Below are 14,819 nucleotides of genomic sequence, written 5' to 3'. Positions count from 1 at the left end.
ACATTGAAAAAACGCAGAAAAAGCAGCAATTACAAACAAGGATAAATTATGTGGTATTTCAACTGGATCTTAGGTATAGGGCTGGCGCTGGCGGCAGCCATCATCAACGTCATGTGGCTGGAAGCAAATTATGCTTTTGGCGAGCGCGATGAGGCGGCAACTCAGGAGCGCTTTGAACAGGCACGGCAGGAATATGCCGAGACTAAAAAGCGGGACACATAATTCGCCATTGGCTAAGATGTGTTTTGAAAACGCTTGCGCAATGTGAATGCGGCTCCTGGCACGAAATCGTGCCAGGAGCCGCATGGATACTGCGTGAGAGGTTTTGAATTTCTCACTTTTAAACTAAAAGCTGAACGTCAATTTCTGTAAATGCTGTTGCAACCAGTCATTGACTGTGTGATGCCACAGCAGCGAGTTGGCAGGTTTTAAGATGTGGTGGTTTTCATCCGGAAAAATTAAGAGTTTGCTTTCTATGCCGCGTCTTTGCAGAGCAGTGAAGCTGCCTAGCGATTGCGCCGACGGGATGCGGAAATCGAGTTCACCCTGAATGACTAGCATAGGGGTTTTCCATTTCTTGACATGATTGACCGGATTGAATTTCTCATGCTTGGCCGCCGCGTCGTAATAGGTACCGCCGTTTTCCCATTCGTTAAACCAGAGTTCTTCGGTCGAGTAATACATGCTGCGGGTGTCGAATACGCCAGCGTGCGCGACTATGCACTGAAAGCCATCGGCCCAGTTACCCTGTATCCAGTTCATCATGTAACCGCCATACGAGGCACCCAGCGCGCAAGCCTTGCTGCGATCTAACCAAGGGAATTGCTGGGTGGCTGCGGCCATGCCTTTTTTCAAGTCTTCTAAAGGAGCACCGCCCCAGTCGCCGCTGATGGAATCGGTAAACGCCTGGCCATAACCGGTGGAGCCGTGAAAATCGATAAACACCACGCCATAGCCGGCACCGGCATAAGTTTGCGGGTTCCAGCGGTAGCCCCAGCTATTGCCGAAGGAGCCTTGCGGGCCGCCGTGTACCAGAAAAGCGATAGGGTATTTTTCACCGGCTTTGGCGTTCCAAGGTTGCATTACATAACCGTGCACGGTGTCGCCTTTGGCACCTTTAAATGAGAATTGTTGATAATCTCCAAATTTGACTTGGCTCAGCAACTCGGTATTCACTTGCGTCACTTGCTGCCAGCCTGCTCCACCATTGTCACCCTTGTTCAGCTTGCCTGGTTTGTCGAGTTGGTCGAGTTTCGCTGTAAATAACTGAGTAGAGTTAGCAAGGTTATTCTGCGCAATCACCAGACTATTGCCTTGCACATCAAAGCCTGTGACTTCGCCCAGCCCAGTCAAGGTTCTGACTGTACTGCTAGCGGCATCGATAGAAAATAGTTTGCGCTGGCCCAGTTCTTCGGCTGCTACATATAGGCTCTTGCTGTCCTGTGCCCAACTAAATTCTTGTACTGTTCTATCCCATTTTTCGGCGAGCAGGCGCTTCTTGCCGCTGGCCAGATCGAGCAAGACCATTTGAAAGCGATCGGCTTCGAAACCGGCGCGTTTCATAGCCAGATAGGCGAGCGTGCGGCCATCCGGTGAGAAAGCCGGCTTGGCATCCCAGGCCAGATTGTCTGCCGTCAGATTTTTGGGTGCTAGACCACCCACGGCGGGAACTTGATACAGATCGAAATTGGTAGACCAGGCTTCTGCCTTGCCTGCGACTCTGGCTGCAAAGACGATGCTTTTGCCATCCGGGCTGAACTGGTAATCGGCTTGATCGCCGTCTGGTTTTGAATGGACGTCGGCATCCAAAGTGCCGGATAAACTCACAGGCTCGCTGCTAACGCGACCGCTTGCGCTTAGTGGGGCCGAGAATAGGACCAGACGGCGGCCATCGGCCCAGCTATCCCAGTGACGTACAAATAATTGCTGATAGGTGCGGCCGCTGGCCTGCTGCTTTTCTATTTTATCCAGGCGCTGTTTGCTGCAAGCGAGGTCAGCACAATCGCGAAATACCTCGAGGGAAACGGCGATGCGATCCTGGCTAGGTGAAACGCGAAAACTCTCTACCGGCAAAGGCAGGTCGGTGATCTGCACCATGCTAGGCAGGGCTTCTATAGCGGGATCTGGATTGCTCGCATTGAGGCCGCGTCGCCAGACTTGGGCGCTGCCGCTGCGGGTGGATATAAAGTAGACGCTCTTGCCATCGGCCGACCACTCAGGGCTGGTGTTGTTGGCGTCGGGCTTACTACTGTCTTGCGTCAAACGCAGTGGGGCTGCTTTGGCATCACCCTCTAGCGCTAGCAGCATCAGATCGGTCAGGCCGCGGTTTTTCACGAGATCGGCGCGGCGTAACTGATAGATCACTTGCTTACCATCGGGGGACAAGACTGGCTTACTGATGCGCTCCATCTTCACCATGTCCTCCACCGTAAACCCACGCTGCTGTACCGTGGCGTTCTCAGTGGCAAGTGCTGCCGAGCTGAGCACCGTGCTGGCGCAAAATAGACTGCTTAGAAAGACTAACTTACTACTTGTCATGTATGTTTTCCTGATAAAAAAAACGGGCACTCTTCGTGGGAGTGCCTCGATAATTACGCAAGCTGAGATACCAGAGTGAGTCTGGGATGCCGGCTTGTTACTTTAGATATTCGGCTACTCGGCTATTCGTCTGGTGTTGCCAAAGCCCGCAGCTTGTCTTTCTTGCTGGGGCGTTTGCCTTTGATGCCGCCATTCGGGTCTCCTGCCGGGGCGGCAGTGTTGGATATTTCTATGCTTTGCTCGGACGGTTCGAAGCCAGCGATGTGTTCACGCGGGATTTTTTTCTGCTGCCTTTGTTCTATCAGACGGAAATGCGCCTGGTTGGCTGCGTCAGAGCAAATAAAACTGACCGCAATACCGCTTTCACCAGCCCTTGCAGTGCGGCCTATGCGATGCGTGTAGTCCTCGCTGGAACGTGGCAGATCATAGTTGACCACCACCGGCAGATTGCTGATGTCGATGCCGCGTGCAGCGACATCGGTGGCGATCACGACCTTGACGCGGCTGGCTTTGAAATCCATCAAGACCTGGCTGCGCTTGCCCTGGCTCAGTTCGCCGTGGAAGGGTTCAGCGTTGATGCGCAAACGGCGCAATTTGGCTGCGACTAGTTCGGCGGCGTATTTGGTGGCGACAAAGACCAAGACCCGGGTCCATTTCTGGTCTTCAATCAGATGACGTAATAACTGGGTACGCAGCTTGGCATCGACCACGATGGCTCTTTGCGTGATGTCTGGTGCGCCGATCGCGGTGCTAAGGATCTCGATTCTGAGCGGGTCGCGCAGCATGCCATTGGCCAGTGCTTCCACTTGCGGTGGGACGGTCGCTGAGAAAAACAGATTTTGCCGTTTACCTGGTAATAGACTAAGGATGCGACTGAGTTCTTCAGCGAAGCCCAATTCCAATAAACGGTCCGCCTCATCCAGTACCAGCGTAGCTACCTGCGAGATTTGTAGCGCGTTGTGCTCGATTAAATCTAATAGACGACCAGGCGTGGCGATTACGATATCGGCACCGCCACGTAAATGCATCATTTGCGGATTAATCGAGACCCCACCGAATAAAGTGGCCAGCTTGACCGGATGGGCTAAATGCTCAGCCAAGCTGCGCAGCGTTTCTGTTACTTGTACCGCCAACTCGCGGGTTGGCACCAGGATCAGCGCTTGCACCACGCGCGGCGCACTGCGCGGGCGATTTTGCAATGCCTCTAGGATGGGCAAGCAAAACGCAGCAGTCTTGCCTGAGCCGGTCTGCGCTGAGGCCAGCACATCATGTCCCGCTAAAATCGCAGGTATCGCGGCGCTTTGTATTTCGCTAGGTTCAGCATAGGCGTGTTCGCGTACGGCATTGGCAAGGGCAGGGCCTAGGCCCAGGGTAGAAAATGGCATGATGATCAGGAGTAGTGGGTGAGCGAGCGGTGCAGGGCGCACTAGACTTGCTACAAGAGCGCATTCTAAACTATTTCAGACTGCTCAAGACTATCCTTAACGCCATTGCCGGACTATGCGTAGTTTCGTCTTGTTAAGAAAATGATAAAAAAATTTGATCTATGTCTAAACTGTAACGAAAAAAACCTCGCACAATGGACTATGATTAGTTTGTGTTTGTGTAAATCTTCTCACCTAACCAGGAGTAATGCGATGAGTTACAAAAGTTTGACGGTGTTCTTGGACAATAGTGCCGGTTCGTCGCGGCGCTTGAGTTTTGCTCTGAGCTTGGCGCAGCAGCATGGCGCACATCTACACGCCCTGCATCTCACTTACTCGCCCATCATCATGTCAGATCCGTATGCGGTATGGGCGCCTATGCTGGTCGAATGGGAAGAGTCGGCACAGGCCAAACACGATAAGGCTAAACTAGCTTTCTTGGAAGAAGCCAAAAAGGCCGGAGTCGCAGTCGATTGGTTAGGTTTTCGCAGCGATGATTTTCGTGAATTAATTGCCCATGCGCGTGCCTCTGACCTGATCGTGCTGGGGCAGCGCAATCCCAGCGATATTGAAGGCGACTTTGGGCGCGGCTTTCCCGAGAACGTGGTCTTGAAGTTGGGACGTCCGGTGATATTTTTGCCCTATGTCGGCGAAGCACGCAGTCATTTTGAGCGCGTGATCGTGGCTTGGGACGGCGGCAGGGAAGCGGCGCGTGCCATGGCCGACGCCTTGCCTATCTTAAAAGAAGCTAAGCAAGTAAAAATTCTGTCTATCTCTGAGCATGTTGATGATGACCATGATTTACCCGATGTGGACATCGCGGCCTATTTGGCCATGCATGGGGTCAGCGTAGAGATAGAAAGAAATGAAAATATTGCGATGGCACCTGCGGCCTGGCTCTTGTCACGGGCTGCTGACATGGATGCGCAATTGCTGGTGATGGGCGCTTACGGTCATAGCCGTATTACCGAGCTGGTATTTGGCGGTGTCACGCGTGCCATCATGAGCCAGATGACTTTGCCGGTGCTGATGTCGCATTGATTGCGCATCGATTGCGCTTTGATGGCTGTTTGTTTGCTTAAGCATAAACACTCGCCTGCTTACTATTTGCAGGCAATTCGCTTATCATGCCTAGCCAGAATGGGCATGCGGTTTTTCTATTTTTTCTTAAGCGCATGCACAGTAGACTATTTTTTGAAAAAGGCTGTGCGTGATCGCTTTAACTCCGTTTTCACCGTTTGAACCTGGTCGTTTGGCGGCGCGCAAACGCGCCAAATTACTTTGCAGCCAGATCAATGCGATCCCAGTGCAACTGCAAAAACAAAGGCAGCCCCTGTATCAGCAGTTATTCGCTGAAGTGGCTAACGCTTTTATAGAACCAGATTTTTTTTGCGACTACGGCAGCAATATTTATCTCGGTGAAAATTTCTTCGCCAACCACCATTGCCTGATGTTAGACGCCGCCGAAATACGCATAGGTGCGCGCGTCTTGCTCGGCCCTGGCGTGCATTTATACACCACCACCCATCCTATCGACCCTATCGAGAGAGCGTCCGGTCTGCAATTGGCAGCGCCTATCCGCATAGGTGATGATTGCTGGATAGGCGGGCAAACGGTGATCATGCCTGGCGTTAGCATCGGTGCGCGTAGCGTGATCGGCGCGGGCAGTGTTGTGACCCGTGATATTGCGGCCGATACGGTAGCGAGCGGCAATCCATGTAGAGTGCTGCGCTCATTAAAATAATTTTTTAGGACTTACGTAAAATTGTTCTAGCTAGGCGTGCCGCCGAAGACAGTACTTTAGTACGGCAAGGCGAGTGCAACGACGCTGGGGCGGTTTTGCGTAAGTCCTATTTTTGATGGGCAGGCTCAAGGCGCATATTCCATGCGCCTTGCAGGCCAGGCAGGCCGCAAACCCGCATGGAATATGCGCGAGCGGCCTATGGCTTGTCTGAAATTGCTGCGGGAGCTGGAGCTGGGATTAATTCTGGAATCGTTGCTGGAGTTACTTCTGAAACTGGCTCGGGAGCTGATACTAGGCTAGATTCTGGGCTAGAACCAGGGCTAGTGGCATGGGCTAGCGTTAAATCATCGTCCATCCAGGCATCGAGCAAGGTGTAAGTCACCGCCAGCACCACAGGGCCGATAAAAAGACCTATCAGGCCAAATCCGAGCATGCCGCCGATGACACCTGCAAAAATTAATAACAAGGGCAAATCTGCCCCTTTTCTAATCAGCATAGGTCGCAAAAAATTATCCAGGGTCGTCACGATCAGGCTCCAGACCAAAAGAAAAATCGCCCAGCCGGTGTTGCCCGTCCAAAACATCCATCCTACCGCGGGAAACAGTACCAGGGCTGGTCCTATTTGTGCGATACAAAACATCAGCATCAAGGCAGACAGCAGCGAAGCGAAAGGGACACCCGCAATCGCCAGCCCTATGCCACCCAATACGGTTTGGACGATTGCAGTGACACCCACACCCAGAGCCACGCCACGAATCGCACCACCGGCTAGCAAGATCGAACTCAAACCGCGCTCACCGGCCAGTCTATAGCCGAATCGCCGCACGCTGTCTGCAGCAGCTTCGCCGGTCGAGTACAAAATCGCGGACATCATCACCACCAGAATAAATTGTAAAAGTAGGCCGCCCACGCTACCAACTTGTGACAGCACCCAACTGCCTGCTTGCGCCGCATAGGGTTGCGCTTTCGAGACTAAACCCTGGGTGCCGTCATCGGCTAACTGTTCCCATATGCCGGCAAACTTTTCGCCTATCAGTGGCAAAGTATGAACCCAGGCAGGTGGTTGGGGTAAGCCAGACTCGGCAAATTTTTTGGCCAGGCTGACGATGCCTTCTGCATGTGCGGCGATGGTGCTAATCGCCAACCACAATGGAATGACTAATAACAGCAACATCCCTACGGTCATCACCAACACAGCCAGAACCCGCTTTCCAGCAAGCTTGCGCTCTAAGGACTGCAGCATAGGCCAGGTCGCCACGACCAGCATGATGGCCCAAATCAGAGAACCCAGAAACGGACGCAGTACCCAAAGTGAACCGGCAATCAATAGGAGGATGCAGAGTATCGCTAAAATGGTGCGGGTTAAGTCACCCTGTTTTTTGATCATGAAAAGTCTCGCTAAGTACTATGTACAGTCAAATTTATAGGGTTTTTTGGTTTTACTATGGTTTTGCTATTTTGGATGCGCAATGCAAGCAAAGTCGGAGCTCAATCGAGCTTGATGATGGCGCATTATAGCTTGGCAACATTGCAATCACGTGAAAACGCGTGCTTTTACCCAGTGCGTACACTGCATTTCGTTGCGTGCTAGCCCTGCAAGCACGTAAAATGCGCAGAACTGTCAGCGTCCGGTCAAATTTGTGCAGGTTCACGGAGCGCTGTTTCTAGCAATCAATCTAAAAAGCATGCAATCATGACTAACACCATTAAACAACAAGAACTCAGCAAGATGAAGCGCCTGGCAACGGTGTTACTGCTGTTCGTCACAGGCTTATTTATCATCGCTCGCCTGCAACATGGCATGGGCGGCTGGGCCTGGGTGGCGGCATTTGCCGAGGCGGCCATGATAGGCGCGTTGGCGGATTGGTTTGCGGTGGTGGCCTTGTTTAAACGTCCTTTGGGATTACCGATTCCACACACTGCGATCATCCCACGTAACAAACTGCGTATCGCCGATAATCTGGCGTTATTTGTGCGCGATAAATTTCTCGCCACCGAAACTTTGGTGGAAAAAATTCGAGCCTTCGATCCTGCCCAAAAAATCGCTGGCTGGCTGAGCAGCGACAAGAATGCCGAGCTGTTTGCCGACAAGATGCAGGGCGTGCTGATCAAGGGTCTCGATTTTATTGATGATGCGAGGGTGCAGGCTGCTTTGCATAGCGCTTTGCAGCAGAATTTGAATCAAGTCAATCTTGGGCAAACCGTAGGCAAGTTATTGGGCTTACTGACCGAAGACAAACGCCATCAATTATTACTCAATGAAGCCTTGCGTAAGTTGGCGGCGGCGCTAGACGATGCCGATACCCAAAAACAGTTGGCTGGCATGATCATAGAAATCGCCGGGCGCGAGTACCCCAGTTTGCTACAGATGTTGGGCATGGTTGCCAACACTGATGAATTTAGTTTGAAAATTGCCTCTTCACTGGTGGCGAATTTAAACGCCTGGTTGCACCAGATCGGTGACGACCCGACGCATCCACGGCGCGCCCAGTTTGATCAAGTGGTGGAAGAATTTTTAGAGCGCATGAAGAACGACCCTGATTTTCACGCAAAAATTGAGGGCTGGAAGCAGCAGTTGCTAGCTTCCCCGCTGACCGCCATGTACATAGGCGCCTTGTGGGGACAATTGAAAAATTGGTTACGTAGCGATATGTCTCAGCCTGACTCAAATCTGCGCCAAAAAATTGCCGATGCGGCGCGCAATGCAGGGCAGTGGCTGATCGATAATCCTGCTCTACGTGACTCGGTCAACGAACATATGGCAGATGCTGCGCGCGCTATGGCAGTCGATTTGCGCGATACCATTGCAGCCCACATCGCTAGCACAGTAAAACAATGGGATGACGCAGAATTGGTGCGAGAGCTAGAGTTAAGCGTGGGCAGTGATCTGCAATATATACGTCTGAATGGTACGGTCGTGGGCGGCTTGATAGGGCTACTCTTGCATGCCGTCGTGATGTTTTTACCTTAATTTCTGATCCAAAAATAATAAGGGCGGGCGCTGTATAAGCGGCCCGCCCTTTTTTGTGTGATTTACCAGCTGATTTCAGCTGAGAATCTTATGCGATATTCGCGGTCACCGTATTCACAGCTTCTGGCGCAAGTTTGGCATCGCTATTTTTATCTCTACGTTTATCTTTGAGTGCATAACGGTTTAATCCAGCGAGATGGATATTGCCCATGTACTTGCTCCAATTGATGCGTTCAGGATCAATTGCAAACATGCTGCGATCTGATTTTCCCATACGCTGTTCTAACTCACGCAATTTGTTATTCTGAAAAATATAGTTGGGTGAAGTATAAAACGAGAAAACCACGGCCAGATTGTGGGTGGTATTGAACGACTCTAGCCGGGCAAAACTTTGCTTCATGCCCAGACATTTTCTGGCGAAACACACTGTATCGAGGGCTAGCTTCATGGCACTCATGGTGAGCAAGAACACAGGGCGGCTTACGCAGCGAAAATCTGAGCCAGGCTGACGGTGAAATAATCGCTCGTAAGAACGCCAGTCTCGCTTACAAGCGGTTTGGATAATCTGTATCAAATCGCCCAAAATAATTGGATTTCTTGAGCCGCTGCAGCTTTGATAAATACGTCGTTGATGTGGGCTATGCAAGGCTTCTGTCATCGCCAGTATGATGCTATTGGCGACCAGATCGGCAGGGATTAGGTCGATCACTGCCTTTGGGTTCGCCGGGAAAAAGCTAGTTTTTCCGCGGGCATAAGCGAGTATCAAGGCATCGCCCACTTTCACACCTTCTATCCATCCTGCCGCTGGCTCGCTCAGAGTACTTTCTATAATGGAAGGACGCACAATGCTTAAAGTTTTACCTTGCATCTCACGACAGGCGATTTGTTCGCCTATCCATTTGGTAAAGGTATAGGTATCGTTCCAACCATAACGATGCGCTTCTTGTATCCCCAGCTCGGTGAGGGCCTGCGGCAGATCATCGGCATTGAGGCAGTTGCGTTTAACCGCCGCAATTTTTCGCAAAAGCTCAGAGATTAAGGGCTGTACCTCATAATAGCCATCTGCATGTTGCGGTATGAGCTTACTGGTGGAGGCGTGTAGCTGTTCGCTCATTTGCCCCTCTTGGTAGCCGTTGACGTAACAAGTGGAAACGTGAATCAAGGGAATATTCCCAGCCATACGCACCAGGGCCGCCAGTTTATGTACCGAGAGCGCATTGATTTCTAAAGCTTGATCCAATGCTTCACGGAAGTTGACGCTGGCCGCGCAATTGACCACGATATCTACCGTATTAGCGAGCTGGTTGAACTTTAATTGACCAAGCCCAAACAGCGGCTCGGTTACCTCGCCAGTGACAAACACAATTTTATTGTTCACGACGTCGGCCAGATACTGCGCTTGCTCTTCTCTTAGCCGGTCGAAGATAGAGGAGGATAAAATTTCACGTTCAAAGCGCTCGGCTGCATTGTTATATTTTTTACTGCCACGGATGACCAGTACAAATTGTTTAATACTAGGTACATCGCGTATCAATTTTTCCAATAAGACCTTGGCTAGAAAACCGGTTGTGCCAGTAATGAGCACCCGTTTTCCCGCTAATTGTTGTGCCACGCTTAGTTCTGATGCTAGATTTTTCATCGCTATACAATTCTATTTAATGTGATCGCGGCTGGCGCGGTGGCAGTCCTAGTGGTCCAGATTGATTGCTTGCCGAATTAGCTCGTGCTAGCTGCTTTATCAAGGCTGGAAATCTGGAGCTCGTTAGTCACTACTTCTGCCTCAGTTTTTTCTACGACGCTTAGCTTAGTGGCGTGCTCCAGTTCAGCGAAGGCTGCATAGGTCAAACTCATCAAGCGTTCAGGAAATTTAACCAGATCGGTATCGACAAATAAGGCCAGTTGTATCTGCCCAGCGTAGGAGATGAAGGCGAAACCTACCCCCATTACTCCGGCTTGCGGTACCCAGCAAATCAGATCGGTCATCTTTGATCCTGCCAGGTAACGCGCGTGGCTAGGACCTTCAATATTGGTCAATACTACCGAGCCCTTAGATGTGAATAGATTGAGAGCGAAATTTTGCAGTGAGCGTGGTAGACATCCGGCGAGGGATAAAAATGCCATGGTTGCCTGAGGCTGGTGCGAACATTTGATCGCATTCATGCGCTGGTTCGCTTCTTTTAAACGGAGACGAGGATTGTCTACATTCGTGGGCAACTCTAAAGCGACCAGACCAAACTCATTACCCAATTGAAACGCATTGGTTTTTTCGCGCAAATTAAAAGTGACTGCGGCACGCAAAGATCTGCCGTCCAATTGTTCGCCTTGCTCTATTAAATATTCTCTCAATGCACCGGAAACCGCCGCCACCCAGACATCGTTGAGGGTAACGCCCATGCGTTTAGCCATGTTTCTGACTTGATCGATTTGCAAGGGCGGCAGCCATACCAATTGTTTTTCGCCCGTCAGTGGCGCTTTTAACCGCGTCTTTGCATCTGGCCAAAGGAGTGATAAGCGCGTCACATGTGCAGCGATTTTTAGCCATGAGAGTGAACGAGCCAAACGTGAGCAGACTGATTGCAAGACCATTTCCGCGCTATGTGGGTGCCCTGTCATTGACGGTGATTCACCATGGCTGTCATTGTCATCGGTGAGATGATTGAGTACATGGATCAAGCCCAAACCATCGGTGATGCAATGATGCACCCGAAACACGATCGCGTAACCAGTACCAACCTGATCGATCACGCTCATATGCCACAAAGGACGCCCGCTTTCTAGCGGCTCATGGGCCATTGCTGTTAGTTTTTGCTGCAATTCGTAGGGACTCAGTTGCTCACTGAGATCAGAGCGCTGTATGTGTTTTAAGATGTCAAAGCGCGTGTCTTCAATCCAACGTGGCAAGCCCATGCGGGTCACCACTTTTTGCGTGAAGCGCGGGTAGTTAGGTAGACGATGTGCAATGGTCGACACTAATCTCTGCATGTCGAGTTTGCCTTCGAACATCAAAAAACTGTTAATGACCATCAGGTTCTTTTCGCTATCCATCCTGTGCCAGGCAAAATCCCTGCGTGTCATTTTCGAGGCGCTGCCAATTTTAGTATTTGGCTTCGCTTCTATCTGAGCACCCCTAGCTGTCTGTCTAAGGGACGTGGTAATGGCTTCGCGCGTTCGCAAATTGCTTGTTTTCATGTTTGTCTCCTCTAACCGCATCTTTTTTTAAAGATGTCAGCAATATGGCGTTTACTACCTACTTGGTTTAGTTCATCAATTTCTTATTTCTGTTTTTATCTTGATTCATTAAACCGATCTTTAGCTCCCCTTCCTATGCGCGAACATCTGCAGTTTCTAGATCGGAAGCGGGTAGGCGCACGAACTAAAAGTCATCTAAAGCTGATGGTAATCAGCAATTTCGATTGCGGTTTTTGCTCATTAAGACTAATGGAATTGCCTTTTCGAACACAGATTTTATTTAGAATATTTACTCCAATGCGGGGAGTTTTATTAAAAATATTCGAAGGCAACTCAGTGACTTTTTACGCACTGAATCGAGTCGGATGGCTTAGTTTAGCTATGGCACCTAGATTTTTATTAGTGATAGACAGATCAGTGGCTTTTGAAAAAAAAGCGAAGTGCCACCGCATCCCGCCCTGATACAGAAAACAACAGGCATCGAATTGTTGAAGACGAAGGTTTCTTGAGTGTATTTTTTTTTCGGATTTCATCGATGCGCTGGATAGGTCTGTTTCAAGATCTGGCTGCTAAGGCAGGCTCACGCCAAGTGCATTTGCAATCATTTAAATCCGATCAATACCATTTGCTTTTAATGGCTGTTAAACTTTAGCGTCTGCCTTCATTACTCCTAACTCCCGATTTAGCGATGTTCAAAACTCTGCGTATCGCCTTTTTACTGTTCGTTCTGGCCGCCGTTGGCATGGCCGCATGGCGTGCCAAGACCAATTCCGTGGCCTGGAAGTACACCCTGATTGTCAACGTGTATCCGATTAATGCGGATGCCAGTCCAGTCAGTGAAGCCTATGTGCGCGCCTTAACGGTGGATGAATTTAGACCCCTAGAAAAATTTATGTTGGCCGAAGCCGCCAGACGCGAGCGCGCGGCAAATGCCTCGATAGAGCTGCGCTTAGGGCCGACATTGACTAGTGTCCCGCCCGCACCACCTGTGGCGGGCTCGGTACTTGATGTGATTATCTGGAGTTTGCAGCTGCGTTGGTGGTCATTTAGAAATGCGGAAACCCACGGACCTGGTGCTCAAATCAAATTATTTGTCCTATATTTTGATCCAAACAAGAGTTCGCAGTTAGATCACTCTACCGCACTGCAAAAAGCCTTACTCGGCCGGGTTAACGTATTTGCGACTAGTCAGATGAAGTCGCAAAATAATGTCATCATCGCGCACGAATTTCTACATACCTTGGGCGCAACGGATAAATACGATCTGCAGACCAATCAACCGATTTTTCCGCAAGGCTATGCTCATCCTGAACAAGATCCTTTATATCCGCAACAATTTGCCGAGATCATGGGCGGGCGCACAGCGTTGACGCGGAGCAGCTCCAGCATTCCCCTAAGTCTGGATCATGTCGTCATTGGCGACCAAACTGCGCGCGAAATTAACTGGGTAAATTAACTGGATGAGTTAATTGATCACGCATAAAAAAAGCGCGGTTGCAAACCGCGCTTGACAAATATTTAGCTATTTGCTTACAGCATGGTCCAATCCACTACGAAGCCACTAGGACGACTGAACATATCGGCCAATAAAGGGTTGGATGGTACGTTCAGGTTAAAACCACGTTGTGGAAGCGGCGACTGAAACCACTTCTTATAGATGAGCTTCATCTTGCCAGAAGTGTACAAGTGCGCCATCTCGCGTTCCATCAGGGCTGCCAGTTCAGCATCGTTCTTATTGAACATCACTGCCAAAGGCTCTACCGATAAACTACCACCGACCACGATTAAGGCTTCTTTAGCTTGCGCCTTTAAACCGTGCAGTAAAATGTCATCCTGCATAAAAGCATCCGCCGTGCCTTTTTCTACCGCCAATGCACCATCGGCTGAGCTATCAACTACCATGATTTTTAAACTCGCCATGCCGCGCGTTTTACGGGCGTTTTCGGCGATCATCGCACCGGTTGTGCCTTTGAGGACAGCCAGGGTTTTCGCTCCCATATCCTCAAGTTTGCTGATGCCAGAATTCTGCTTGACCAGTAATTTCGCAGCAGCGAAATAGTAAGGCATGCTGAAGGCAACTTGATCACGACGCGCCTTGGTGTTGGTGGAATTGGCGCATTCAAGATCAATTTTGCCATCCAGCACAGCTTGTATTCGGGTTGATCCCGCCACTGGCACGTATTTTACTTCGGTATTTTTTCCACGCAGTTCTTGTTTAATCGCATCCACCAAAGCGCCACACACATCGATGCTATAGCCCAAAGGCGCACCTTGATCTGAATTCTTATACGAGAATGGCAGACCGGCTTCGCGAAAACCTATGTTGACGACACCGCTTTGTTTGATGCGATCTAAAGTCGCACCGGCCAGGCTATCGCCAGCAGAGGCAAACAAAACGGGAGCAAGCAGGGCAGCGCAAACGCGCGCGGAGAAAGTAATTTTCATGGATGTATATTTCTATTTATAGCATTACAGCTCTATATGCGAGGCCTGGGAATTTTCGATTTAGAGAAAATTAAACAGGCCGTACGAAGAGCTACAAAGCGATTATTTAAATTGGTGCCGCTGCCGCTACCCGCATATTTAAAATAGGGTGAGGCGGCGACGCCAGCGTAGGCAAGGTGTACTGCTTACCAATGCACTAGCTGCTTGGAAGAGGGGAGGGATAAGTTCAAGCTTGCGCTTAAATTTATCACTTTAAAATTGCCGATGTGGAATTTTAAAGTGAGATGCGCTAGCCACCTAATTTTAACTTCTCATATCGGATATGATATTTGTGAATAATTGACGAAAATATCAGGCTGCACGGCGAGTAAATAAAAACACCATAGCCCCGCAGCCCACTATCCATGCGGGTTTGGGAGCATATGCTGCCAGCAGGCGCATAAACAGTGCGCGCTGGCGGCATGGGTTCGAAAATTATCTAGAAATGATAGCGATGCCAACTTAGGGA

The 14,819-nt window shown here is 50.2% G+C and carries 11 protein-coding genes; 5 read left to right on the top strand and 6 right to left on the bottom strand.

The genetic code is table 11. The annotated features are described in order from the left end of the window. The first annotated feature begins 48 nt into the window (after positions 1–48). On the top strand, positions 49–222 hold the full coding sequence (gene cydX / locus EJN92_RS20240) for a cytochrome bd-I oxidase subunit CydX (protein ID WP_126129484.1): 174 nt from the start codon (positions 49–51) through the stop codon (positions 220–222). A gap of 123 nt (positions 223–345) precedes the next feature. Here cydX and EJN92_RS20235 read toward each other — a convergent pair whose 3' ends face one another. Both EJN92_RS20235 and EJN92_RS20230 read right to left on the bottom strand, forming a co-directional pair. Next, positions 346–2,538 (bottom strand): S9 family peptidase, encoded by a 2,193-nt coding sequence (locus EJN92_RS20235; RefSeq protein ID WP_126129483.1) that lies wholly within the window; start codon positions 2,536–2,538, stop codon positions 346–348. A 122-nt stretch (positions 2,539–2,660) separates the two neighbouring features. Further along, entirely contained in the window at positions 2,661–3,923 is a 1,263-nt protein-coding gene (locus EJN92_RS20230; protein ID WP_126129482.1) for a DEAD/DEAH box helicase, read from the bottom strand. Between the two features lie 252 nt (positions 3,924–4,175). Here EJN92_RS20230 and EJN92_RS20225 point away from each other — a divergent pair, with 252 nt between their 5' ends. Together EJN92_RS20225 and EJN92_RS21675 are read left to right on the top strand one after the other, a co-directional pair. Then, complete coding sequence (locus EJN92_RS20225) at positions 4,176–5,003, top strand: universal stress protein (protein ID WP_170174926.1); 828 nt, start codon at positions 4,176–4,178, stop codon at positions 5,001–5,003. Positions 5,004–5,172: 169 nt separating this feature from the next. Further along, the gene (locus EJN92_RS21675; protein ID WP_194074949.1) at positions 5,173–5,706 is read left to right on the top strand and encodes a sugar O-acetyltransferase; all 534 of its coding nucleotides are present in this window, start codon (positions 5,173–5,175) and stop codon (positions 5,704–5,706) included. 196 nt (positions 5,707–5,902) lie between these two features. Here the strand turns inward: EJN92_RS21675 and ydiK are convergent, their stop codons facing one another. Next, positions 5,903–7,093, bottom strand: coding sequence for an AI-2E family transporter YdiK (gene ydiK, locus EJN92_RS20215; protein ID WP_126129480.1), 1,191 nt, complete (start codon positions 7,091–7,093; stop codon positions 5,903–5,905). 306 nt (positions 7,094–7,399) lie between these two features. Here ydiK and EJN92_RS20210 point away from each other — a divergent pair, with 306 nt between their 5' ends. Continuing rightward, positions 7,400–8,677: a DUF445 domain-containing protein gene (locus tag EJN92_RS20210; protein WP_126129479.1), complete on the top strand. Its 1,278-nt coding sequence runs from the start codon at positions 7,400–7,402 to the stop codon at positions 8,675–8,677. A gap of 88 nt (positions 8,678–8,765) precedes the next feature. On the opposite strand, the gene EJN92_RS20205 is transcribed toward EJN92_RS20210, so the two are convergent. Then, complete coding sequence (locus tag EJN92_RS20205) at positions 8,766–10,316, bottom strand: fatty acyl-CoA reductase (protein WP_126129478.1); 1,551 nt, start codon at positions 10,314–10,316, stop codon at positions 8,766–8,768. A gap of 77 nt (positions 10,317–10,393) precedes the next feature. After that, the gene (locus tag EJN92_RS20200; RefSeq protein ID WP_227869619.1) at positions 10,394–11,866 is read right to left on the bottom strand and encodes a WS/DGAT domain-containing protein; all 1,473 of its coding nucleotides are present in this window, start codon (positions 11,864–11,866) and stop codon (positions 10,394–10,396) included. Positions 11,867–12,554: 688 nt separating this feature from the next. Between EJN92_RS20200 and EJN92_RS20195 the strand changes: the two genes are divergently transcribed. Next, positions 12,555–13,322 carry a metallopeptidase domain-containing protein gene (locus EJN92_RS20195; protein WP_126129477.1) on the top strand — a complete coding sequence of 256 codons (768 nt, stop codon included), beginning with the start codon at positions 12,555–12,557 and terminating at the stop codon, positions 13,320–13,322. Positions 13,323–13,396: 74 nt separating this feature from the next. Here the strand turns inward: EJN92_RS20195 and EJN92_RS20190 are convergent, their stop codons facing one another. Beyond that, positions 13,397–14,311 carry an amino acid ABC transporter substrate-binding protein gene (locus EJN92_RS20190; protein ID WP_126129476.1) on the bottom strand — a complete coding sequence of 305 codons (915 nt, stop codon included), beginning with the start codon at positions 14,309–14,311 and terminating at the stop codon, positions 13,397–13,399. Positions 14,312–14,819 lie beyond the last annotated feature (508 nt).

The sequence above is a fragment of the Undibacterium parvum genome (genome assembly GCF_003955735.1).
Lineage (GTDB): Bacteria > Pseudomonadota > Gammaproteobacteria > Burkholderiales > Burkholderiaceae_D > Undibacterium > Undibacterium parvum.
The sequence above is the reverse complement of the archived record's forward strand: the minus strand, read 5'-3'. Positions and strand labels throughout refer to the sequence as shown.